Origin of the sequence: Pseudomonas sp. T8, from assembly GCF_024610635.1 — a bacterium.
GTDB classification, from domain to species: domain Bacteria; phylum Pseudomonadota; class Gammaproteobacteria; order Pseudomonadales; family Pseudomonadaceae; genus Aquipseudomonas; species Aquipseudomonas chlororaphis_I.
Window position 1 is genome coordinate 4,188,283 of sequence record NZ_CP102374.1, and the last position, 23,523, is coordinate 4,211,805.

23 protein-coding genes are annotated in these 23,523 nt (G+C 62.9%); 12 read left to right on the forward strand and 11 right to left on the reverse strand.

Annotated elements, in window-relative coordinates:
- Nucleotides 1–35: 35 nt before the first annotated feature.
- Nucleotides 36–323 (reverse strand): hypothetical protein, encoded by a 288-nt coding sequence (locus NRG23_RS18715; protein WP_009046288.1) that lies wholly within the window; start codon nt 321–323, stop codon nt 36–38.
- A 31-nt stretch (nt 324–354) separates the two neighbouring features.
- Nucleotides 355–489 carry a hypothetical protein gene (locus NRG23_RS18720; RefSeq protein WP_256587560.1) on the reverse strand — a complete coding sequence of 45 codons (135 nt, stop codon included), beginning with the start codon at nt 487–489 and terminating at the stop codon, nt 355–357.
- Nucleotides 490–771: 282 nt separating this feature from the next.
- Between NRG23_RS18720 and algB the strand changes: the two genes are divergently transcribed.
- A complete protein-coding gene (algB, locus tag NRG23_RS18725) occupies nt 772–2,118 on the forward strand; it encodes a sigma-54-dependent response regulator transcription factor AlgB (protein ID WP_053267951.1) in 1,347 nt (448 codons plus the stop codon).
- Between the two features lie 10 nt (nt 2,119–2,128).
- Nucleotides 2,129–3,916: a KinB sensor domain-containing domain gene (locus NRG23_RS18730; RefSeq protein WP_009046286.1), complete on the forward strand. Its 1,788-nt coding sequence runs from the start codon at nt 2,129–2,131 to the stop codon at nt 3,914–3,916.
- A 3-nt stretch (nt 3,917–3,919) separates the two neighbouring features.
- On the opposite strand, the gene NRG23_RS18735 is transcribed toward NRG23_RS18730, so the two are convergent.
- The 7 genes from NRG23_RS18735 to NRG23_RS18765 all read right to left on the reverse strand — a co-directional run bounded on the left by NRG23_RS18735 (nt 3,920) and on the right by NRG23_RS18765 (nt 11,311).
- Nucleotides 3,920–5,542 (reverse strand): EAL domain-containing protein, encoded by a 1,623-nt coding sequence (locus tag NRG23_RS18735; protein ID WP_016703907.1) that lies wholly within the window; start codon nt 5,540–5,542, stop codon nt 3,920–3,922.
- A gap of 72 nt (nt 5,543–5,614) precedes the next feature.
- Entirely contained in the window at nt 5,615–6,394 is a 780-nt protein-coding gene (locus tag NRG23_RS18740) for an N-acetylmuramoyl-L-alanine amidase (RefSeq protein ID WP_038635624.1), read from the reverse strand.
- Between the two features lie 105 nt (nt 6,395–6,499).
- Nucleotides 6,500–8,656, reverse strand: a complete 2,157-nt coding sequence (locus tag NRG23_RS18745; RefSeq protein ID WP_257371630.1) for a diguanylate cyclase — start codon at nt 8,654–8,656, stop codon at nt 6,500–6,502.
- Nucleotides 8,653–9,531 (reverse strand): endonuclease/exonuclease/phosphatase family protein, encoded by an 879-nt coding sequence (locus tag NRG23_RS18750; RefSeq protein ID WP_009046282.1) that lies wholly within the window; start codon nt 9,529–9,531, stop codon nt 8,653–8,655. Before NRG23_RS18750 ends, NRG23_RS18745 begins: the two co-directional genes overlap by 4 nt.
- A gap of 13 nt (nt 9,532–9,544) precedes the next feature.
- Nucleotides 9,545–10,174 (reverse strand): thiol:disulfide interchange protein DsbA/DsbL, encoded by a 630-nt coding sequence (locus tag NRG23_RS18755; RefSeq protein ID WP_009041530.1) that lies wholly within the window; start codon nt 10,172–10,174, stop codon nt 9,545–9,547.
- Between the two features lie 195 nt (nt 10,175–10,369).
- Entirely contained in the window at nt 10,370–10,975 is a 606-nt protein-coding gene (locus NRG23_RS18760) for a cytochrome c (protein WP_009041529.1), read from the reverse strand.
- A gap of 45 nt (nt 10,976–11,020) precedes the next feature.
- Entirely contained in the window at nt 11,021–11,311 is a 291-nt protein-coding gene (locus NRG23_RS18765; protein WP_009041528.1) for a cytochrome c5 family protein, read from the reverse strand.
- Between the two features lie 191 nt (nt 11,312–11,502).
- On the opposite strand from NRG23_RS18765, the gene yihA reads away from it, so the two are divergent.
- Entirely contained in the window at nt 11,503–12,144 is a 642-nt protein-coding gene (yihA, locus tag NRG23_RS18770; protein ID WP_009046280.1) for a ribosome biogenesis GTP-binding protein YihA/YsxC, read from the forward strand.
- Nucleotides 12,145–12,557: 413 nt separating this feature from the next.
- Here yihA and polA read toward each other — a convergent pair whose 3' ends face one another.
- Complete coding sequence (gene polA / locus NRG23_RS18775; RefSeq protein WP_257371635.1) at nt 12,558–15,356, reverse strand: DNA polymerase I; 2,799 nt, start codon at nt 15,354–15,356, stop codon at nt 12,558–12,560.
- Between the two features lie 74 nt (nt 15,357–15,430).
- Here polA and NRG23_RS18780 point away from each other — a divergent pair, with 74 nt between their 5' ends.
- On the forward strand, nt 15,431–15,718 hold the full coding sequence (locus NRG23_RS18780) for a DUF2782 domain-containing protein (protein ID WP_007924295.1): 288 nt from the start codon (nt 15,431–15,433) through the stop codon (nt 15,716–15,718).
- Nucleotides 15,719–15,780: 62 nt separating this feature from the next.
- Entirely contained in the window at nt 15,781–16,731 is a 951-nt protein-coding gene (locus tag NRG23_RS18785) for a homoserine kinase (protein WP_028683571.1), read from the forward strand.
- A gap of 74 nt (nt 16,732–16,805) precedes the next feature.
- Here the strand turns inward: NRG23_RS18785 and NRG23_RS18790 are convergent, their stop codons facing one another.
- Nucleotides 16,806–17,735 (reverse strand): zinc ABC transporter substrate-binding protein ZnuA, encoded by a 930-nt coding sequence (locus NRG23_RS18790; protein ID WP_009046277.1) that lies wholly within the window; start codon nt 17,733–17,735, stop codon nt 16,806–16,808.
- A gap of 57 nt (nt 17,736–17,792) precedes the next feature.
- Here NRG23_RS18790 and zur point away from each other — a divergent pair, with 57 nt between their 5' ends.
- The 7 genes from zur (at nt 17,793) to NRG23_RS18825 (ending at nt 23,422) form a co-directional block, all read left to right on the forward strand.
- The gene (zur, locus tag NRG23_RS18795; RefSeq protein ID WP_007924301.1) at nt 17,793–18,275 is read left to right on the forward strand and encodes a zinc uptake transcriptional repressor Zur; all 483 of its coding nucleotides are present in this window, start codon (nt 17,793–17,795) and stop codon (nt 18,273–18,275) included.
- On the forward strand, nt 18,275–19,066 hold the full coding sequence (gene znuC / locus NRG23_RS18800; protein ID WP_038635633.1) for a zinc ABC transporter ATP-binding protein ZnuC: 792 nt from the start codon (nt 18,275–18,277) through the stop codon (nt 19,064–19,066). Before zur ends, znuC begins: the two co-directional genes overlap by 1 nt.
- Nucleotides 19,059–19,847, forward strand: coding sequence for a zinc ABC transporter permease subunit ZnuB (gene znuB / locus NRG23_RS18805; protein WP_009046274.1), 789 nt, complete (start codon nt 19,059–19,061; stop codon nt 19,845–19,847). Before znuC ends, znuB begins: the two co-directional genes overlap by 8 nt.
- 37 nt (nt 19,848–19,884) lie before the next feature.
- Entirely contained in the window at nt 19,885–20,598 is a 714-nt protein-coding gene (locus tag NRG23_RS18810; protein WP_009046273.1) for a PA5502 family lipoprotein, read from the forward strand.
- 313 nt (nt 20,599–20,911) lie between these two features.
- Nucleotides 20,912–21,919, forward strand: a complete 1,008-nt coding sequence (locus tag NRG23_RS18815) for a methionine ABC transporter ATP-binding protein (protein ID WP_210476110.1) — start codon at nt 20,912–20,914, stop codon at nt 21,917–21,919.
- Nucleotides 21,919–22,593, forward strand: a complete 675-nt coding sequence (locus NRG23_RS18820; protein ID WP_009046271.1) for a methionine ABC transporter permease — start codon at nt 21,919–21,921, stop codon at nt 22,591–22,593. Before NRG23_RS18815 ends, NRG23_RS18820 begins: the two co-directional genes overlap by 1 nt.
- A gap of 55 nt (nt 22,594–22,648) precedes the next feature.
- The gene (locus NRG23_RS18825; RefSeq protein ID WP_007924308.1) at nt 22,649–23,422 is read left to right on the forward strand and encodes a MetQ/NlpA family ABC transporter substrate-binding protein; all 774 of its coding nucleotides are present in this window, start codon (nt 22,649–22,651) and stop codon (nt 23,420–23,422) included.
- The last annotated feature ends 101 nt before the right edge of the window (nt 23,423–23,523 follow it).

Genomic DNA, 23,523 nt, shown 5'->3' on the forward strand with positions numbered 1-23,523 from the left:
TTAGCCGGCCCGCAGTTGCGTACTGGCTGTCCTGCCTAGAACACCCAGCGCTCCTGATAAGCCGTGTCGGTGGCAGGCTGAGCCTGGTCGACGTCCATCAGATGCAGCGGGGCGGAATCGGCAAACCGAGTGCTGACTGCACTGAAGTGGGTTTGGGTGGTGTGATAAACCGGCAACCTCACAGCCTCTTGCTGCTGGCTCTGCTCCCAACGTGAAAACTGCTGACCGCCAATCAAGGTCACCAGCAATGCCAGGCTGGCGAACAATCCCTGCTGCAGGTGCAGGGGCGAAACAGACAATTGGGCGAGACGTTGGCGTTTCATCCGGAGGCTCCTCCCACGCGGGTCATTGTTCTCAAGCGCTTGTGGCTGCGCTTGCAGCTTGTTCGGCCGAGTCTGATCGGACTGTTGCAGCCTGCATGCCAGTTTTTTGAATTGAAATAAATTCAATAAAAACAATGAGTTGAAAGCAAACAAGGAAGATCTTCATACGCCATCCTGCACGATGCCGCCCTGGATACCGTGCGAATTGCACGATTGGACTGATACTTGAGGAAAAAACGCGGCTGAAAATGCAGGAGTACAGTGACGAAATCGGGAAAGAATTACGGAGAAGTCCTAAAAGCAATAAAAAACCTATTATTTTCAATCGATTAGCAATACACCCCGGAGATGACTAACCTGCACCCCTGGGAATCGATAAGAATTAACCATGCAACTTGCCCGATTTTTCCGGGACTAAATAAGATCACTCACTTCAGGAGCTTCGGACATGGAATCAGCACCGGAAAATCAAGGCCGCATTCTTCTGGTAGATGATGAGTCCGCAATCCTGCGTACCTTCCGTTATTGCCTGGAAGACGAGGGCTATACCGTCGCCACGGCCAACAGCGCCGCTCAGGCCGAGGCCTTGCTGCAACGCCAGGTGTTCGACCTGTGTTTCCTCGACCTGCGCCTGGGCGAGGACAATGGCCTGGAGGTGCTGGCCCAGATGCGCATCCAGGCCCCCTGGATGCGGGTGGTGATAGTCACTGCCCATTCGGCCGTCGACACCGCGGTGGACGCGATCCAGGCCGGCGCCGCCGACTACCTGGTCAAGCCCTGCAGCCCCGACCAACTGCGCCTGGCGACCGCCAAGCAGCTGGAAGTCCGCCAGCTCTCGGCGCGCCTGGAGGCCCTCGAAGGCGAAGTGCGCAAACCCAAGGACGGCCTGGACTCCCACAGCCCGGCGATGAAAGTGGTGCTGGAAACCGCCCGCCAGGTCGCCGGCACCGATGCCAACATCCTGATCCTCGGCGAATCCGGCACCGGCAAGGGCGAGCTGGCCCGGGCCATTCACGGCTGGAGCAAGCGCGCCAAGAAATCCTGTGTGACCATCAACTGCCCGTCGCTGAACGCCGAGCTGATGGAGAGCGAATTGTTCGGTCACAGCCGCGGAGCCTTCACCGGCGCCAGCGAAAGCACCCTTGGCCGGGTCAACCAGGCCGATGGCGGCACGCTGTTCCTCGACGAGATCGGCGACTTCCCGCTGACCCTGCAACCCAAGTTGCTGCGGTTCATCCAGGACAAGGAATACGAGCGGGTCGGCGACCCGGTAACCCGCCGCGCCGACGTGCGCATCCTCGCCGCGACCAACCTCAACCTCGAGGACATGGTGCGCGACGGCCGCTTTCGTGAAGACCTGCTGTACCGCCTGAACGTGATCACCCTGCACCTGCCGCCGCTGCGCGAACGCAGCGAAGACATCCTGACCCTGGCCGACCGTTTCCTCGCACGCTTCGTCAAGGAATACGCCCGTCCCGCCCGAGGCTTCAGCGACGAGGCCCGCGAAGCGCTGCTCAATTACCGCTGGCCGGGCAATATCCGCGAGCTGCGCAACGTGGTGGAACGCGCCAGCATCATCTGCCCCCAGGAGAAAGTGGAGATCAGCCACCTGGGCATGGCCGAGCAACCCACCAACAACACTCCGCGCATCGGCGCCGCCTTGAGCCTGGACGAGCTGGAGAAAGCCCATATCGGCGCCGTGCTGGCCACCAGCGATACTCTCGACCAGGCCGCCAAGACGCTCGGTATCGACGCCTCGACGCTGTACCGCAAACGCAAACAGTACAACCTGTGAGCCGCACCTCATGAAGTTAGCGATGAAACTGCGCACGAGACTGTTTCTGAGCATCTCGGCGCTGATCACCGTGGCGCTGCTCGGCCTGCTGCTCGGGCTGGTCAGCGTGATGCAGATGGCCAAGACCCAGGAAGCGCTGATCCGCAACAACTTCATCACCCTGGACCTGGGGCTCAAGCTGCGCCAGACCCTGGGCGACCAACTGATCATCATGCTCAACCACAACCCTGACCGGGCGGCGCTGGACGACTCCAGGCAGGAATACCTGGCCCTGCTCGACCAGGGCATCGAGCATGAACGGCAAAACAATGTGCGCAACGGCTTCACCCAGGCACGCGACGACTACCAGAGCTTCTTCGAGGCCTTCGAGCGTGCCGACGGGACCTCGGCAGGGGTCAATGGCAATACGGAACTGACCCACCGCTTCAATACCCTGCGCAATGGCTTGATCAGCGAACACAAGCAGGCCCTGGACAACATCAATGACATCGAACATCAGGCCCGCAATCGCGCCTTGCTGATCGCCGGCCTGCTCGGCCTCGTCGGGCTGGCCGTGCTGATCATCGGCTTCATCACCGCCCACGGCATCGCCCAGCGCTTTGGCGGCCCCATCGAAGCCCTGGCCAAGGCCGCCGACAATATCGGCCAGGGCAACTTCGACGTGACCCTGCCCCTGTCTTCGGCTGCCGAGATGAACTTGCTGACCCGGCGCTTCGGGATCATGGCCCAAGCCCTGCGCGAGCATCAGGCCACCAATGTCGACGAACTGCTCGCCGGCCAGCAGCGCCTGCAATCGGTGCTCGACAGCATCGACGACGGCTTGCTGATGATCGACCGCCAGGGTCACCTGGAACACCTCAACCCGGTGGCGCAACGTCAGCTGGGCTGGGACGAGGAACGCCTTGGACAAGGGCTGGGCAGCGCCCTGCAGCGACCGGAGCTGGACGAGCAGCTGCAACTGGTGCTGCGCGGCGGCAGCCTGGAACGGCCGCCGGAAGACCTGAGCATCGAGGTCGATGGCGAGTCGCGCCTGCTGACGTACAGCCTGACCCCGGTCAGCCATCCCCAGGGGCATATCCTCGGCGCGGTGATGGTGCTGCACGACGTCACCGAGCAGCGGGCCTTCGAGCGCGTGCGCAGCGAATTCGTGCTGCGCGCCTCACATGAATTGCGCACCCCGGTCACCGGCATGCACATGGCGTTCGGCCTGCTGCAGGAACGCCTGCGCTTCCCTGAGGACTCCCGCGAAGCCGACCTGCTGAACACCGTCAACGAAGAAATGCAGCGCCTGATGCAGCTGATCAACGACCTGCTGAACTTCTCGCGCTATCAGAACGGCCTGCAGAAACTCACCCTGGCACCCTGTTCCCTCGAAGAGTTGCTGGAGCAGGCGCGCAACCGCTTCATCGGCGCTGCCACGGCGCAGGGCATCGAGCTGCTGGTGGAACTGCAGGAGCCGCTGCCGCGGCTGCATGCCGACCGCATGCAACTGGAACGGGTGCTGGACAACCTGATCGACAATGCCCTGCGGCATACCGCCAAGGGCGGGTTGATTCGCTTGCAGGCGCGCCGGCATGGCGAGCGGGTCATCATCAGCGTCGAAGACAACGGCGAAGGCATCGCCTACGGGCAACAGGGACGGATTTTCGAACCCTTCGTCCAGGTCGGGCGCAAGAAAGGCGGGGCCGGCCTGGGCCTGGCGCTGTGCAAGGAAATCGTGCAACTGCACGGCGGGCGCATGGGTGTCTATTCGCGGCCCGGGCAGGGGACCCAGTTCTATCTGGCCTTGCCTCTTTAGGGGCTAGACCTCGTCGTCCAGACGCCGCGGGCCCAGGCGGCGTCCGCGGGTAATCAGGTCGATGAACTGCACTGCGCTCAGTGCATGGGCAAACAGCCAGCCCTGGCCAAAACGCACGCCCTCGCTGCTCAGCAGCAACGCCTGATCCTCGAATTCGATGCCCTCGGCAATCACCTTGAGCTCCAGGGCATGGGCCATGCGAATGATGTGCGGGGCGACGCCGCTGCTGGCGGCGTCATGCCCCAGGGCATCGATGAATGCCTTGTCGATCTTCAGGTAATCCACCGGCAGGGTCTGCAGGTAGGCCAGGCTGCAATACCCCGTGCCGAAGTCGTCGATCAGCACCTGATGGCCAACGTCCCGCAAGGCTTGCAGGTTATGCCGGGCGACCACCACATCAATCAGCCCGCGCTCGGTGACTTCGAAGGCGATCTGCCGCGCCGCCACCCGATGCAGCGCCAGCAGGCGCGCCATCACCTTGCCGATCCGCGGCACCATGACATCGCAGGCCGCCAGGTTGACCGAGATGTACAGCTGCGGGTTGGCCCGCAACAGATGCCCCAACTGCTCGAGCAGGCGTTGCAGGACAAAATCGGTGATGGGGCGGATCTGCCCGGTGTTCTCCGCCATGGGAATGAACAGCTCCGGACTGGTCAGGGTGCCGTCCGGACGGCGCCAGCGCAGCAGAGCCTCGGCGCCGACACACTGGCGCGTTCGTAGATCGAAGATGGGCTGATACAGCACCTGTAGCTCGCCACGGCGCAGCGCCCCTTGCAATTCGGCGCCCAGGGACTGGCGCTGCCCGGCCAGTTGAAAGGCCAGGCCGCCGATGAAGATCGCCAATGCCAGGCTGCTGGGCAGCAGCCACCACCACCCCTCGAACATTTCTCGCTGCATGTTGGTGCGGGGGGTGACGAGTACCAGCTGATACTCCGGATTGCGGGTGGGCATCCGGTAGATCAACTGGTCCTGGGTCACCAGCAACGGGCTGCGCCCCGCGGGCGGCCACGGCTCGGTCGGCGGCCATTCCAGCGCCGGCCCCAGCACCGGGATGGCCCGCAAGCCATGGTCGAGAACCACCATCAGGCTGCTGTTGGCGGGCAGATCGACCATATCGGTCAGATGTCCGCGAGACGTTGCCACGCGAAAGTTGCCCCGCCCGAGCATCAGCGCCGCGCGGTTTTCGTTGGGTTCGGTGGAGGTGTTCAGCCAGTAGTTGTAGGTCGGGCCGCTGATATCCGGCGGCCGCATCACGGCCAGGTTGTCCTGGCGTGGCCAGTTGGTGCAGGCCTGGGCAGCATCAATGTAGGCCGCTTCATAAATGAAGCGATAACTGAAACTGATCTGCTGCAGGGTCGCGACCATCTCGGGGCTGCATTCGCGCAGGGGCTGCGCCTCGAGCACGTCCAGGCCTTCGCGCAGCTGGCCGAACAGTTGCTCCAGGCGCTCGAGAAAGCGCTGGCCCTGGGCATTCATCTGCTCGCTTTCGCGCAGTTGCGCCTCATGCATCGCAATGCCCAGGCTCGCCGCCAGCAGCAAGGCCGCACTCAATACAGCCGCGCACGTCGCCAACAGCCAGGGGCGATAGAACCAACTGCGCAGGGGTTCGCGGGCGGCCAGCATCATTGGATATCCGAGGGTTACCAATGAGTTATAGCTACTGATTGAGAAAAAGCCCTGACCGTCGGGCGGGCGTCATTATTTTGTCTGGTTGAGAACCTGCAGGATCGCAGCGCTTTGCGCATCCGGCTGGCCGTCGAAACGCGACGGCCGGTAATGCATCTGGAACGCGGCCAGCACGTGACGGGTCGCCACATCCAGCTCGCCAGTCTGCGGCGTCTCATAACCGAGACGCGCCAGGCCTTGCTGGAACCAGGCGACGCTCGGCAACTGCGCGGTAAAGAACGCCTCCTGGCGCGCCACCGCCTGGGCGTTCGGCCACCGGCCCAACCCGGCTTCGGCCAGACGCTTCCAGGGGAACAGCGGGCCCGGGTCGAGCTTGCGCAGGGGGGCGATATCGCTGTGGCCGATGATGTGTTGTGGCGCGATGTTGTTGCGCTTGCTGATGTCCTTGAGCAGCACGATCAGGCTCTGGACCTGCGCTTCGCTGTAGGGGTACCAGACACGTCCGGTGGGCAGGTCGCGAAAGCCCGGGTTGACGATCTCGATCCCGATGGAGCTGGAGTTCAGCCAGGTACGGCCTTGCCACTGGCTCTCGCCGGCGTGCCAGGCGCGGTATTGCTCGTCCACCAGCTTGTAGATGGTCGCTGCCTTGTCGTCGCCGATCAGGTAGTGGCTGCTGACCTGGCCATGGGTCAGCAGTTGCAGGGAGCGCTCCATCGAGGCCGAGGTGTAATGCACCACCACGAATTGCACCCGCTCATCGAAGTTGACCGAAGGGTGGCTGGTATCGAAACGCGGACCGCTGGCGCAACCGGCCAGCAACAGAAGGGACAAGGCGAGGGCAAGAACTTTCATGGTGGAAGGCAGTACGCTGGAGAAAATAATGCAACAGTGTAACGTACTGCCTTTGCGGAAAACCGGCAAAAACACCGGTTTATACAAAATGGAACAAATTATGCGTCAGCCCAGTTCCACCCGGTTGCGCCCCGCCTCCTTGGCCCGATAGAGCGCCTGATCGGCTCTTTTGAGCACCAGATCGCTGCGTTCTCCCGGCTTGAAGGCACTCATGCCGATGGACATGGTGATGGTCACGCGCTCGCCCTTGAAGTGGAACGGACAGGCTTCGATGGCCGCCCGCAAGGTTTCCGCCAGGCGCGCCCCGACCGGCCATGAGGTATTGGGTATCAGCAGAACGAACTCTTCACCGCCGAAACGGGCGATGAAATCACTGCCGCGCAGGCGCTTGCGCAGCACGCCGGCGATGATCTTCAACACCTTGTCGCCGGCCAGGTGACCGTAGTTGTCGTTGATGCGCTTGAAGTGGTCGAGGTCGAGCATCGCCAGCAACAAGGTGTTGCCGTGCTGCTGCCACTGCGCCACTTCATGCTCCAGGCGCTCGCTCCAGGCCGCGCGATTGGGCAGGCCGGTGAGGGGGTCGATCAACGCTTTCTGCCGCTGTTCTTCCAGGTGCTCGCGGTAGCCCTGGGCTTCCTGCTCCATGCTCGACACCCGCTCGGCCAGGCTCTGCAGGCGTGCGGCCACTTCCTTCTCGCGCTCGTCACGCTGCTTCTGGTGATGGTCCATGGTGCCGAGCAGGCCTTCCAGGTGGCTTTCCAGGACCTGCTTGAGGTCGTCCAGATCCGCCGCCTCCTGAACGCTGCTTTGCAGACCATCGACCTGCTCGCGAATCTGCGTATCCATCTCCCGCGCCGCGGAACTGCTGTCGGCATGGCCTTCGCTGGCGGCCTGCAGGTTGCTCTGGAAGGATTCCAGGCGCTCGTTGAGCTGCTTGAGATAAGCCTCGAACTCATGCTGGCCACTGTCGGTGATCGCCAGCATCAACACTGCCAGATCGTCGAGGATCGGCAGCAATTCGTACCAGTTCAATCCATGTTGCAAGCGATCGCGCATGGACTCGGCTTGCGGCCGGTGACGCTCGGGCAGGCTCAAGTCGTCCAGCAGGCCGAGCAGGGTATGTTCGATGTGCTTGGCCACCGAACTGTAGGACGGCTCCGGCGAGTCGGGCAGGGCGTACAGCACATCCTGCTCGGCCTGCTGCGGATCGACCGCCGCCAGCGCCTCGGCCATGGCCGCCGGCAATGGCAAGCGGTCAAGCAGCACTGGCGCCGGGGTCGCCTCGGCGGGTGCGGCAACGATCAATTCGTCCGGGTTGGAAAGAACAACCGGAGCCTCGACAGCCGGCGACTGCACGGACAGCGGTGCTTCGACGGGGCCAGGCACAACTGGCAGCGGCGCTTCCTGCGAATCCGGCATCGGCGGTGCCGGCTCGACGGCGATGGGGTTCTCCGACTCCAGCACCGGCGGCACAAAGGCCTCGACCAGGACTGCCGTGGTTACCTCGGGCAGCGCTTGCGGCTGTGGCTCGGGCGGCTGGCTGACAGCAGCGGGCTTCTCGACCACAGGCGGGGGCACCGGCTCCGGGGTTTCGGACGGCCGTGCGGGCGCGACTTCGACCCGAGGCGGGGGCGGGGGCGTTTCAACTCTTTCAGCCGTTGCCAGCGGCTGCTCCATAGCGGGGGCTGCCACCACCGCAGGCGTCTCAGCCGCGGACGCCGCAGGTGCTTCGTCAGCGTCACGACCACCAAACAAGCGCTGCAGCAAACCTGGGCGGCTCGGCTCCGGGGGGCTCTCCAACTGGCTCAGCGCCTTGCCTTGCAGGCCGCTCAGTTCGCCCAGCAACAGTGGGATTTCCCGGGCCTGGCCGACGCGACCATCCAGCTGCTTGGCGAAGTTTTTCAGCGGCCGACTCACCTCGCGGGGCAACGGCAGCTTCTGCAACTGGCTGACCAGCGAAGTCAGGGCCGTGCTCATTTGCTCGATGCGCGTCTCGCGACGCTGCTCGGAGTCCAGCACGGCTTTTTCCAGGCGTGGCAACAGGGCCGCCAAGGCCGCGTCCATATCGTCGGTGCGCACCACCTCGCGCATTTCCTTCATGCACTGGTCGACGGCGCGATCAGTCCCTTCGGCCGCCAGCGTGCTGCGCACCAGGCCACGGCGAAGCAGGTCGAGGCGGGCATTCCAGCGTCGCTCGAGTTTTTCCTGTTGTTCGATACTTTTGAGGTATTTCTCTTTCCAGCGCTGGGCGTCGTCGCTCATTCATGGGTTCCGCGAGGGGCAGGACTCAGCGCGGGCAATGCATCGGCCGTGAGCGAACCCGGCAGACGAATCTCTACCGCGACCGGCAGGTGATCGGAAATCGGTTGGGCCAGGACTTCGACCCGCTCCAGCGTCAGGCTGGAGCTGAGCAAAATATGATCAAGACAGCGTTGCGGGCGCCAGCTGGGGAACGTCGCTTCCAATTGCGGCGCCAGCAGACCGAGATCGCGCAACGGCGAATGCTCCAGCAGATCGCTGGCATGGGTGTTCATGTCGCCCATCAGCACCTGATGCTTGTAGCCGCCGATCATCTCGCGGATGTAGGCCAGCTGCCGGGTGCGCGTACGGGCGCCCAGGGCCAGGTGCATCATCACCACCACCAACGCCTCGGGACCATCGCCGAAGCGCAGAAGGATCGCACCACGCCCCTTGGGGCCTGGCAGCGGATGATCTTCGATCGCCCAGGGTCGCAGGCGGCTGAGCACACCATTGCTGTGCTGGGCCAGGCGACCGAGGTTGCGATTGAGCTGTTGGTACCAGTAGGGGAAGGCGCCGAGCTGGGCCAGGTGCTCGACCTGATTGACGTAGCCCGAGCGCAGGCTGCCGCCATCGGCTTCCTGCAGGGCGACCAGATCGAAGTCGCCCAGCAGATCGCCGATCCTTTGCAGGTTGTCGGCGCGCCCGTTGTGCGGCAGCAGGTGCTGCCAGCCACGGGTCAGGTAATGCCGGTAACGTTCGGTACTGATACCGACCTGGATATTGAAACTGAGCAGCCGCAGACGGCTGTCTGCTGGCAGGCCGGAGGACGCCACATGGTGCTCGTTGACCCGCGGGTCATGCAGGCCAACGATGCGTTCCGTACCCCAACGTCGCATGGCAGGGGCTCGCTTACTTGGCCGCCCGCTCTTTGGCGATCAGCTGGTCGGCGACGCTCAGGGCACCTTCAGGACCACCGGCGGTGCCCAGGTCGAAGCGGTACTTGCCATTGACGACCATGGTCGGTACGCCGGAGATCTGATAAGCCTGGGCCTTCTTCTTCGCGTCCTCGACCTTGCCTTTGACGGCGAACGAGTTGTAGGTGCTCAGGAACTTGTCCTTGTCGACGCCTTCGCCGGCCAGGAACTCGGCCATTTCCTCTGGGGAAGCGAGTTTCTTGCCGCCATGGATGGCTTCGAATACGGCTTTGTGGACCTTGTGCTCGACACCCATGGCTTCCAGGGTGATGAACAGTTGGCCGTGAACGTTCCAGATACCGCCGAACATGGCCGGGATGCGTACGAAGTTGACGTCGGCCGGCAGTTTTTCAGCCCATGGGTTGATGGTCGGCTCGAAGGCGTAGCAGTGCGGGCAGCCATACCAGAACAGCTCGACCACTTCGATCTTGCCAGGCACCGCAACCGGAACGGCGCTGCTCAGCTCTACGTATTGTTTACCGGCTTCAAGGGGTTCGGCGGCTTGAGCGGTCATGCCAAACAGGCTGGCAGTGACGAGAGCGGCGCTGAGAATCAGATTACGCATGCTTTACTCCTGAACAAGTAAGGTCGCCTCGCGCGGCCTGTTCGCAGACAGGTCATGGCGGGGCTTGAGTTCGCTAGTGTAGCGGCAGACGCCATAAAAAAGGGCGGCCTGAGCCACCCTTTATGCTTTCATCGACAGATTAATCGATCATTAACGTTGCGCAAGATAGACCCTTTCGCAACATGATCGCCGGCCTCAGTGCAGGCCCTGGATGTAGCTGGATACTGCTTCGATGTCCTTGTTGCTCAGCTTGGCGGCGATGCTGCGCATGATCATGGTGTCGCCGTCGTTGGTGCGGTTGCCTTCGCGGAAGTCGGTCAACTGCTTGGCTACGTACTGAGCGTGCTGGCCACCCAGGTGCGGGAAGCCGGCGGCGGCGTTACCCGTGCCATTTGGCGAGTGGCAACCGGTGCAGGAAGGCATGCCTTGATCCAGCTTGCCGCCACGGAACAATTCTTCACCGCGAGCCACGACTTTCGGGTCTGCCGCGCCGACGCTGCCTTTCTGGCTGGCGAAGTAGGCGGAGAGGTCGGCCAGGTCCTGATCGCTCAGGTTGGTCAGCAGGCCGGTCATTTCCAGCACCTGGCGCTTGCCGGACTTGATGTCGTGCAACTGCTTGTTCAGGTAACGCTCACCCTGACCCGCCAGCTTTGGAAAGTTAGGCGCCATGCTGTTCCCATCCGGACCATGGCAAGCACCACATACGGCGGCTTTCGCCTGACCGGCAGCAGCGTCGCCTGCAGCATGGGCGACACCTGTGATGCCCAAGGTCAACAGCAGACTCACGAGTAATTTGTTCATCAGCTAATCCAACTACGGCTAAGGGTTAAGAGTTATGGACCGGGATCACTCGCTCATCCAAAGGATGATGGCTCGGTAATCCTCGGCACTGCAGTCCATGCACAAACCACGCGGCGGCATCGCCTTGAAACCCTGGGTCACGTGTTGCACCAGCGTCTCCATACCTTGCGCCAGCCTCGGCGCCCAAGCTCCCTGGTCCCCCTTGCGGGGAGCCGTTGGTAGTTGGCCGGAATGACAAGCCCCACAAACACGGTTGTACACAGCTTCCGGATCCTGTGTAGCCTGAGCGCTGTAAAGCGGTATCAGGACGCCGGCAGCCAGCAGCCATTTCGTCATAAAACGACCTTTTCAGGGTTGAGAGCGTGCTGCGTTCTAATGCGCAATCAAGGTCTATCGCTCTCGTGAACTTCATCCTACGCTGGGACAAAGCGCACACAAAATCTGCGGCATTATATACTGGCGTTACTGAAACGGAAACGACACCGCTCGCCGCGTCCATTCTCGGCACCGCCCCTATCGGAAATCCCATGCAACTGAAAAACCCCATTCTTGGTCTGTGCCAACAGTCCACTTTCATGCTCAGCGCCGCCAAAGTCGATCAATGCCCCGACGACGAAGGCTTCGAAGTGGCCTTCGCCGGGCGTTCCAACGCCGGCAAATCCAGCGCCCTGAATACCCTGACCCATGCCAGCCTGGCACGCACCTCGAAAACCCCGGGCCGCACGCAGCTGTTGAACTTCTTCAAGCTAGACGACGATCGCCGTCTGGTCGACCTGCCGGGCTACGGTTACGCGAAAGTACCGATCCCGCTCAAGCAGCACTGGCAGCGTCACCTGGAAGCCTACCTGGGCAGCCGCGAGAGCCTGAAAGGGTTGATTCTGATGATGGACATCCGCCATCCGATGACCGACTTCGACCTGCTGATGCTCGACTGGGCCGTCGCCAGCGGCATGCCGATGCATATCCTGCTGACCAAGGCCGACAAACTGACCTACGGCGCGGCCAAGAACACCCTGCTCAAGGTGCAGTCGCAAATCCGTAAAGGCTGGGGCGACAACGTCACCATCCAACTGTTCTCGGCGCCAAAACGCATGGGCCTGGAAGAGGCCTACACTGTACTGGCGAGCTGGATGGAACTGGCAGACAAAGGCGCCGAAATCGAAGTCTGAAAGACATAGATAAAACTGTCTGTGGAGTGATCAGGCAAGGCAAAAGCGCGGCTCGAAAGCGGAGTTTACTGGCTGTAAATGAGCATTTCGGGCCGCGCTTTTAACGCAGCATGATCGCGCCACAGGCAGTTTTAGGGCAAAAAAAACCCCGGACTTCGTATGGGGAGGGGAAGTTCGGGGTCCAAGTTCCGGACCGCTAGGGCGGGGTCCAGATATCTGCCAACACTTAACACAACATAGGAGCATCGAAGGGCTTCACCAGCCATTCAGATACTCTGAGTGGGCTTTCGCCGATTAAGTTCCGGGAGGTTTCAAAAACTATTGGCAATAGTCGATGAAATTTTCCGCACTAATAGCTCTTCGCCAGCCTTCGCCGCGGCACTATGCCGCGGCCAAAGTGCTGCGTTCTCGCCTCAGTGCGCCTCATCCCAGTTGCTGCCCACCCCGACCTCGACCAGCAGCGGCACATCCAGGGTCGCGGCCTTGCTCATGTAGCCGCGAATCTCCTCGCTTACCTGGTCCACCAAGTCTTCGCGCACTTCCAGCACCAGTTCGTCGTGCACCTGCAGGATGACTTTGGCATCCAGGCCTGAGGTCGCCAGCCAGTTATCCACCGCCACCATGGCCTTTTTGATGATGTCGGCCGCCGTGCCCTGCATCGGCGCGTTGATCGCCGTACGTTCGGCGCCGGCGCGTTCCTGCGGCTTGTTGGAGTTGATCTCCGGCAGGTACAGGCGGCGCCCGAACAGGGTTTCCACATAACCCTGTTCCGCAGCCTGGGCGCGGGTGCGATCCATGTATTCGCGCACGCCGGGATAGCGGGCGAAGTAGGTGTCGATATAGGCCTTGGCGGTCTTGGTATCGACGCCAATGTCCTTGCCGAGCTTCTGCGCGCCCATGCCGTAGATCAGGCCGAAGTTGATCGCCTTGGCGCTGCGGCGCTGATCGGAACTGACGTCCTTGAGCTCGACCTTGAATACTTCGGCCGCGGTTGCCGTGTGCACGTCGAGGTTATTGCGGAAGGCATTCAGCAGCCCTTCGTCGCGGGACAGGTGCGCCATGATCCGCAGTTCGATCTGCGAATAGTCAGCCGCCAGCAGTTTGTAGCCAGGCGGCGCGATAAAGGCCTGGCGGATACGCCGGCCTTCGGCGGTACGCACCGGGATGTTCTGCAGGTTCGGATCGCTGGAAGACAAACGCCCGGTAGACGCGACCGCCTGATGGTAGGAGGTGTGGATCCGCCCGGTACGCGGGTTGATCTGCTCCGGCAAGCGGTCGGTGTAGGTGCTCTTGAGCTTGCTCATGGAGCGGTACTGCATCAGCACCTTGGGCAGCGGGTAGTCGTCCTCCGCCAGCTTGGCCAGCACTTCTTCAGCAGTGGACGGCTGGCCTTTGGCGGTTTTCTTCAGCACCGGCAGGCCGAGCTTGTCATAGAGAATCACCCCCAACTGCTTGGGCGAGCCGAGGTTGAATTCTTCGCCGGCGATCTCGAAGGCTTCACGCTCCAGTTCCACCATCTTGTCGCCGAGTTCGATGCTCTGCACACGCAGCAGGTCGGCATCCACCAGCGCTCCCTGGCGCTCGATCCGCGCCAGTACCGGCACCACGGGCATTTCGATATCGCTGAGCACGCTGGCCAGGCTCGGGATCGCAGCCAGTTTTTCATGCAGGACCTGATGCAGACGCAGGGTCACATCGGCGTCTTCCGCCGCATAAGGCCCGGCCTGCTCGAGGGCGATCTGGTCGAACGTCAGCTGCTTGGCGCCCTTGCCGGCGATGTCCTGGAAGCTCACGGTGGTGTGGCCCAGGTATTTCTCCGCCAGGCTGTCCATGTCGTGCCGGGTAGCCGTGGAATTGAGCACATAGGACTCGAGCATGGTGTCGAAGGCGACCCCGCGCACCGTGATGCCGTTGGCCTGATCGCCGCCGATGGTGCAGTTGGCCAGGATGTTCATGTCGAACTTGGCGTGCTGGCCGACCTTGAGTTTGTTCGGGTCTTCGAGAATCGGCTTCAGGGCCCGCAGGACGGTGTCGCGATCCAGTTGCTCCGGCACATCGATATAAGAGTGGGTCAGCGGAATATAAGCCGCTTCGTTGGCCTGCACGGCGAAGGACAGCCCCACAAGCTGCGCCTGCTGGGCGTCGATACCGGTGGTTTCGGTATCGAAGGCGAACAGCTTGGCGTTCTTCAGTTTCTCCAGCCAGATATCGAAACGCGCCTGATCGAGGATGGTTTCGTACTGCGCTTCGACAACCACCGGCACTTCGATCTCGACCTGAGTCAACAAGTCGGCCACCGGCTCAGAGGCGGCGACACTCAGCTCCAGGCGCTTGGCATCGCGCTGCAGCTCGTCGAGCCAGCTCTTGAACTCCAGCAGGCTGTACAGCTCGAGCAGTTTGTCGCGGTCCGGTTCGCCCAGGTGCAGGTCGTCCAGGCCGATATCCAGCGGCACATCGACCTTGATGGTCGCCAACTGATAGGAGAGGAAAGCCATCTCCCTGTGCTCTTCGAGCTTGGCCGGCAGGGTCTTGGCCCCGCGAATCGGCAGGCTCGGGACGATATCGAGCTGGGCATACAGCTCGTTCAGGCCACCGTTGACCCCCACCAACAGGCCGGAAGCGGTCTTCGGGCCGATGCCCGGCACACCCGGAATGTTGTCAGAGGAGTCGCCCATCAGCGCCAGGTAATCGATGATCTGCTCGGGAGCGACGCCGAATTTCTCCTTCACGCCCTCCACGTCCATGCTGCTACCGGACATGGTGTTGACCAGCGTAATGTGCCCATCCACCAGCTGCGCCATGTCCTTGTCGCCAGTGGAGATCACCACCGGCCGGTCGGCCGCCGCGCTGCTGCGGGCCAGGGTGCCGATCACGTCGTCCGCCTCGACGCCCTCGACGCACAGCAGCGGAAAGCCCAGGGCGATCACGCTGGCGTGCAACGGCTCGATCTGCACCCGCATGTCGTCGGGCATGCTCGGGCGATTGGCCTTGTACTGGGCGTACATGTCATCGCGGAAGGTCCCGCCCTTGGCGTCGAACACCACGGCGAACGGACTGTCCGGGTACTGCTTGCGCAGACTCTTGAGCATGTTCAGCACGCCCTTGACCGCACCGGTCGGCATGCCTTTGGAAGTGGTCAAAGGTGGCAGCGCGTGGAAGGCGCGGTACAGGTAAGACGAACCGTCCACCAGGACGAGGGGGGCTTGGCTCATGAGCAGGATCAACCTTTTCGGCGGGTCCGGCGCTAGAATAGCGGGACCGTTGACGACAAAGGGACAAGGTTATCATGCGCACACTAAATCGCTTGCTGCTGGCCAGCCTGATTGCAATCGCGCCGATGGCCGTGATTGCGGCGGAGGATGCGCCATCGGCGGATCCGGAAGTGACCATTCGCACGGAAGGCGACAAGACCATCCAGGAGTACCGCCAGAACGGTTTCCTGTACGCCATCAAGGTCACGCCGAAGGTTGGCAAACCCTACTTTCTGGTGCGCGCCGACGGTTCCGATGGCAACTTCATTCGTTCGGACCAGCCGGATATGCTGATTCCGGCGTGGAAAATTTTCGAGTGGTAAACCACTCCTAACTTCAACCGGCGCTGGCTCGACAGCGGCGCCCGTACTGGCAGTTTTTAACCATGTCTGTGTTTACTCCCCTGGCTCGGCCCGAGCTGGAAACCTTTCTCGCCCCTTACGGGCTCGGCCGCCTGCTTGACTTCCAGGGGATTGCCGCTGGTAGCGAAAACACCAACTTCTTCATCAGCCTGGAACAGGGCGAGTTCGTCCTGACCCTGGTCGAGCGCGGCCCGGTCCAGGAAATGCCGTTCTTCATCGAACTGCTGGACGTGCTGCACGACGCCGACCTGCCGGTGCCTTACGCCCTGCGCACCACCGACGGCGTGGCCCTGCGCGAGTTGGCCGGCAAGCCGGCGCTGCTGCAGCCGCGCCTGGCCGGCAAGCACATCAAGGAAGCCAATGCCCAGCATTGCGCGCAGGTCGGCGAGCTGCTCGCTCACCTGCACCTGGCGACCAAGGACAACATGATCAAGCGCAAGACCGATCGTGGCCTGGACTGGATGCAGGAAGAAGGCTCGCAGATGCTCTCGCATCTCGATCCGCAGGCGCGGGATCTGCTGCAGCGGGCGCTGGATGAAATCGCCGAACAGAAGGTGAAGATCCTCGCGCTGCCACGGGCCAATATCCACGCCGACCTGTTCCGCGACAATGCGATGTTCGAAGGCACGCACCTGACCGGGCTGATCGACTTCTACAACGCCTGCTCCGGGCCGATGCTGTATGACGTGGCGATTGCCCTGAACGACTGGTGTTCCGACGCCGACGGCCTGCTCGACGGCTCGCGCGCCCGGGCCCTGCTGGGCGCCTACGCGACCCTGCGCCCGTTCACCACCGCCGAGGCCGAGCTGTGGCCAACCATGCTGCGGGTGGCCTGCGTGCGCTTCTGGCTGTCACGCCTGATCGCCGCCGAGTCCTTCGCCGGACAGGACGTGCTGATTCACGACCCGATGGAGTTCCAGCTGCGCCTGGCCCAGCGCCAGCAGGTCAGCACGCCATTGCCGTTCGCCATCTGAAAGCATCGCGGGCAAGCCTCGCACCTACGATCCCCTGTAGGAGCGAGGCTTGCCCGCGATAGCGTCAGCCGCCTTTACAGCGATTCCAGGCAACCCGCCAGATCGTTGCCCAGCTTCTCCAACACCTGCTCGTACCCCTGCGCGGAGGCCGGGGTGTAGCCGCCCAGCGCATCGAGCTCCGCCAGCTTCACCGGCAAGCCCGCCACCAGGGTTTCGGCCAGGCGCGGGCGCAATGGCGGCTCGCTGAAGACACAGGTCTTGCCGACTTCCTGCAAGCGCGTGCGCATCGCCGCTACGTGCTGCGCGCCCGGCTGCACCTCGGCCGCGACGCTGAACACGCCCGCGTGCTTGAGGCCATAAGCGTCTTCGAAATAATCGAAGGCTTCGTGGAAGACGAAGTAAGGCTTGCCGGCGATTGGCGCCAGGCGGGTTTTCAAACGGGCATCCAGGGCATCCAGGCGTGCGTCGAAAGCCTTGGCGTTGCTCTGGTAACGCGCAGCATTGGCCGGGTCCGCGGCGCTCAGGTCGGCCGCCATGCGGTCGGCGATGACCCGCGCGTTGACCGGCGACAGCCACAAGTGCGCATCGAGGCTGCCCGGACGATGATCGTGATCATGTTCGTCGGCTTCTTCAGCGTGCGAGTGGTTATCTTCGGCGAAATGACGGAGTTTCAGGCCTGGCAGATCCTGCACCGCCAGCGATGGCAACGTGCGGCCCTTGAGCACCCGCGGCAGGAAGCTCTCCATGTCCGGGCCGATCCAGTACAGCAACTCCACCGACTGCACTTTGCGCACGTCGGAAGGGCGCAGCGCATAGTTGTGCGGCGAGGCACCCGGCGGCAGCAGAACCTCGGGCACGGCGATGCCATCCTGGACGGCGGCGGCGATCAATTGCAGGGGTTTGATGCTGGTCAGGACCCGGACCTCGGCCTGGGCCGAGCTGATCACGAACAAACTGGCGGTAAAAGCGACAAAAAGGGCAAAAAGTCGGGACACGATGACCACTCGAAGAGGCGAGAACGGGTAACATAATAACGTCTCTCACAATTATCGTCGCCGCTCATGCCTAAAACCCCCCTCGCCAGTCGCCCCCACGACCACTCTCACTGCGTGCACAGCGCGCTGTCCGAGGCCGATGCCCTGTGTGCGCGCCAAGGCCTGCGCCTGACCGCCCTGCGTCGGCGGGTGCTGGAGCTGGTCTGGCAAAGCCACAAACCACTGGGTGCCTACGACATCCTCGCCGTGCTCAGCGAACAGGACGGTCGTCGCGCCGCGCCGCCAACCGTGTACCGCGCCCTGGATTTCCTCCTGGAAAACGGCCTGGTGCACCGCATCGCCTCGCTCAACGCCTTCGTCGGCTGCAACCACCCGGAACACGCGCACCAGGGCCAGTTCCTGATCTGCCGCGTCTGCCACGCCGCCATCGAGCTTGAACAGAAATCCATCAGCGACGCGATCATCAGCAGCGCCCGCGATGTCGGCTTTGTCGTCGAAGGCCAGACCGTTGAAGTGGTCGGCCTCTGCTCGGGTTGCCAGGGGGCTTGATGAGCACTGCCTTGATCCGCCTCGACCAGGTCGCGGTGACCTTTGCCGGGCAGAGCGTGCTGGACAACATCCAGCTCAGTGTCGAACCAGGGCAGATCGTCACCCTGATCGGCCCCAACGGCGCCGGCAAGACCACCCTGGTGCGCGCCGTGCTCGGCCTGCTCAAGCCCGACAGCGGCAGCGTCTGGCGCAAGCCGAAGCTGCGGGTTGGCTATATGCCGCAGAAGCTGCACGTCGATCCGACCTTACCGCTGTCGGTGCTGCGCTTCCTGCGCCTGGTGCCCGGCGTGGACCGCGCGACAGCCTTGGCCGCGCTGAACGAAGTCGGCGCCGAACAGGTGATCGACAGCCCGGTGCAGAGCATTTCCGGCGGCGAAATGCAGCGTGTGCTGCTGGCCCGCGCCCTGCTGCGCGAGCCGGAACTGCTGGTACTGGACGAGCCGGTACAAGGCGTGGACGTCGCCGGCCAGGCCGAGCTGTACAGCCTGATCACCCGTTTGCGCGATCGCCACGGCTGCGGCGTGCTGATGGTCTCCCACGACCTGCACCTGGTGATGAGCACCACCGATCAGGTGGTCTGCCTCAATCGCCACGTGTGCTGCTCCGGCCACCCGGAACAGGTCAGCGGCGACCCGGCCTTCGTCGAGCTGTTCGGCCAGAACGCGCCGAGCCTGGCGATCTACCACCACCATCACGACCACGCCCACGATCTGCACGGCTCGGTCGTCACCGGGGCCGCGGCCGGTCACGTTCATGTTCATGTTCACGGAGATAGCTGCAAGCATGGCTGATTTTCTGTTCTACGCCCTGCTCGCAGGCCTGGCGCTAGCGCTGGTGGCAGGTCCCCTGGGATCGTTCGTGGTCTGGCGGCGCATGGCCTATTTCGGCGACACCCTGTCCCACGCCGCCTTGCTCGGCGTGGCCCTGGGCTTTCTGCTGGATGTCAGCCCGGCGGTGGCGGTGACCGTCGGCTGTCTGTTGCTGGCGGTGCTGCTGGTCACCCTGCAACAACGCCAGCCGCTGGCTTCCGATACGCTGCTGGGGATTCTCGCCCCCAGTACGCTCTCCCTCGGGCTGGTGGTACTAAGCTTCATGCATGACGTGCGGATCGACCTGATGGCCTATCTGTTCGGCGATCTGCTGGCGATCAGCCCCGGCGACCTGGCGTGGATTCTCGGCGGCAGCGCCGCGGTCCTGCTGCTGTTGGTGGCCCTGTGGCGGCCGTTGCTGGCGATCACCGTGCACGAGGAGCTGGCCAGGGTCGAAGGCTTGCCGGTGGCGTCGTTGCGCCTGGCGCTGATGCTGTTGATCGCGGTGGTGATCGCGGTGGCGATGAAGATCGTCGGGGTGTTGCTGATCACTTCGCTGCTGATCATCCCGGCGGCTGCGGCTCAACGTCACGCCCGTTCCCCGGAGCAGATGGCGCTGGGTGCAAGCCTGCTGGGCATACTCGCGGTCTGTGGCGGGCTGGCGTTGTCCTGGTTCAAGGACACCCCCGCGGGGCCGTCGATTGTGGTCACGGCGGCCGCATTGTTTCTGCTGAGTTTTGTCCTGCCCCGTCGAGGGGTGTAGACTTGCTCGCTTTTTGCGCAATTAGAGAGTCGCAGGAATGAAGCCGTTCGCCTCCCGTTATCTGCTCCTTGTCGCATTTTCCCTGCTGCTGGGCGCCTGCCAGAGCACGCCGCCGGCTGAAGTGCCCGACGCCCGCGCCACGGCCATCGCACAGCTGCAGCAAAATATCGCCAGCAGTGAACTGGCCACCGCCGAAGACCAGTTGAGCGCCTTGCAGGCCCAGTCGCCCAACGACCCGCAGCTCGAGCAATACCAGCGCCAGCTGGCCGAAGCCTACCTGCAGCGCAGCCAGATCGTGCTGCAAAAGGGTGATGTCAACGCCGCCGCCACGGCCCTGAGCCGCGCCCGCGCGCTAATGCCCAAGGCACCGGCCCTGACCGGTGGCGTCGATGGCGCCATCACCCAGGCCCGTAAAGCCGAGCTGGAAAAAGCCGAAGCCGCGCTCAAGGCCGCTGAAGCCCGGCCGCCAGCCAAGCTGATCGACCCGGCCGCCGAGAGCACCACCATTGCGCTGAACCTCAGCGATATCAAGCAACTGCGTCGGCAACTCGATGCGATCGCCGCCGATGTGGTGAATTACCAGTGCGACGTGAGCATCCAGGCGCCACGCACCGAGGATTACCCCTGGCTGAAGACCCTGCTGAGCAAGCGGGTGAAGAAGCTCGACGGTGAGTTCGACCTGCAGATCGAGCGGCAGATCCTGCGCCACGTCCCGGCACAGATGGTGCTGAGCCCGCGCAAGCCCCAATAAGCCCATCGCCCGCAAACCCGCGTCTGTAGGAGCAAGCGGGCGGCGATCCGACTTGCCCGCGATGAACGATAACGCGGTACTACAGATGACCGTGGCGTCCCCATCGCACGCAAGCTGTGCTCCTAAACAAACATCTCGCCGCAATCGCCTTGGGCTCCCGCTCCCAGAGCCGGTGCCATAACCTTTGATCGCGTTATTGCCAAATCGAAGGATGAATACAAAATAAATGCTAAGAACCTCTATACGGACAGGCTAAAATGCGCGCCCGGCTAACCGCTGATCCTTTTCTAACGCGCCCCACAAGGTTCGCTACGTGATCGAGTTTCAAAACGTCCATAAAACCTACCGGGTCGCCGGTAAGGATATTCCCGCCCTGCATCCGACCAGCCTGAAGGTCGAGAATGGCCAGGTATTTGGCCTGATCGGCCATTCCGGCGCGGGTAAAAGTACCCTGCTGCGCCTGATCAACCGCCTGGAAAACCCCAGCGGCGGCAAGATCATCGTCGACGACGAGGAAGTCACCGCCCTGGACGCCAACGGCCTGCGCCGCTTCCGCCAGCAGGTCGGGATGATCTTCCAGCACTTCAACCTGCTGGCTTCCAAGACCGTGGCCGACAACGTCGCGCTGCCGCTGACCCTGGCCGGCGAGCTGTCGCGCAGCGCGATCGACCAGCGCGTCGCCGAGCTGCTGGCCCGCGTCGGTCTGTCCGATCACGCCAAGAAGTATCCAGCCCAACTGTCCGGCGGGCAGAAGCAGCGCGTCGGCATCGCCCGCGCCCTGGCGACCAAGCCGAAGATCCTGCTGTGCGACGAAGCCACCAGCGCCCTGGACCCGCAGACCACCGCGTCGGTCCTGCAACTGCTGGCCGAGATCAACCGCGAACTGAAGCTGACCATCGTGCTGATCACCCATGAGATGGACGTGATCCGTCGCGTCTGCGACCAGGTGGCGGTGATGGATGCCGGGGTGATCGTCGAGCAGGGTTCGGTGGCCGAGGTGTTCCTGCATCCCAAGCACCCGACCACCAAGCGTTTCGTCCAGGAAGACGAGCAGATCGACGAAAGCGAACAGCGCGACGACTTCGCCCACGTACCGGGGCGCATCGTGCGCCTGACCTTCCAGGGCGACGCCACCTACGCGCCGCTGCTGGGCACCGTGGCCCGCGAAACCGGGGTGGACTACAGCATCCTCGCCGGCCGCATCGACCGCATCAAAGACGTCCCTTACGGGCAACTGACCCTGGCTATCACCGGCGGTGACATGGAGGCGGCCTTCGCCCACTTCACCGCGGCGGACGTCCATATGGAGGTGCTGCGCTAATGGAACTGCTGACAAGTTTCTTCGCCAATATCGACTGGTACGAAATCTGGCTGGCCACCGGCGACACCCTGCTGATGCTCGGTGGTTCGTTGCTGTTCACCGTGCTGCTGGGCCTGCCCCTGGGTGTGCTGCTGTTCCTTTGCAGCCCGCGCCAACTGCTGGAGCAGAAGAGCCTCTACGCCCTGCTGTCGCTGATGGTGAACATCCTGCGTTCGCTGCCGTTCATCATCCTGCTGATCGTGATGATCCCGTTCACCGTGCTGATCACCGGTACCTCGCTGGGTGTCGCCGGCGCGATCCCGCCCCTGGTGGTCGGCGCCACGCCGTTCTTCGCCCGCCTGGTGGAGACCGCCCTGCGCGAAGTGGACCGCGGCATCATCGAAGCTACCCAGTCGATGGGCGCGACCACCCGACAGATCATCACCAACGCCCTGCTGCCGGAAGCCCGTCCGGGTATTTTCGCGGCAATTACCGTGACAGCGATTACCCTTGTTTCCTACACCGCCATGGCGGGCGTGGTAGGCGCGGGCGGTCTCGGCGACCTGGCGATCCGTTTCGGTTACCAGCGCTTCCAGACCGATGTGATGGTGGTCACCGTGGTGCTGTTGCTGGTGCTGGTTCAAGTTCTGCAAACCGTCGGCGACAAGCTGGTGGTGCACTTTTCCCGAAAATAAGTCGGCCCTGGCCGGCAGGCGTCCGGCACCGGGCGCCTCACAAGGAGCTAGCTGGATGAAAAAACTACTCGTCGCTTTCGCCGCCGTTGCCGCGTTTTCCGCGCACGCCGCTGACACCCTGACCGTGGCCGCCACTCCGGTGCCTCACGCCGAGATCCTCGAATTCGTGAAGCCGGCGCTGGCCAAGGAAGGCGTGGACCTGAAGGTCAAGGTCTTCACCGACTACATCCAGCCGAACGTGCAAGTCGCCGAAAAGCGCCTGGACGCCAACTTCTTCCAGCACCAGCCGTACCTGGATGAGTTCAACAAGGCCAAGGGCACCCACCTGGTGAGCGTCGCCGGCGTGCACCTGGAGCCGCTGGGCGCCTACTCCAACAAGTTCAAGAAGCTCGAAGAACTGCCAGGTGGCGCCAACGTGGTGATCCCCAACGACGCCACCAACGGCGGCCGCGCCTTGCTGCTGCTGGCCAAGGCCGGCCTGATCAAGCTCAAGGATTCCAACAACATCCTGTCCACGGTCAAAGACATCACCGAGAACAGCAAGGACCTGAAATTCCGTGAGCTGGAAGCCGCGACCATCCCGCGCGTGCTGACCCAGGTCGACCTGGCGCTGATCAACACCAACTACGCCCTGGAAGCCAAGCTGGACCCGTCCAAGGACGCCCTGGTGATCGAAGGCAAGGACTCGCCTTACGTGAACATCCTGGTGGCCCGTCCTGACGACAAGGATTCGGACGCCATGAAGAAACTGGTTGCCGCCCTGCACAGCCCCGAAGTGAAGCAATTCATTCTCGAGAAGTACAAAGGCGCCGTGGTTCCGGCGTTCTGATCGGTTACAGAAACACAAACGGGGCGCCTCAAGGCGCCCCGTTTCGTTTCAGTTGCCTACCGCGCCCCCTGTAGCCGCTGCCGCAGGCTGCGATCGGCTCC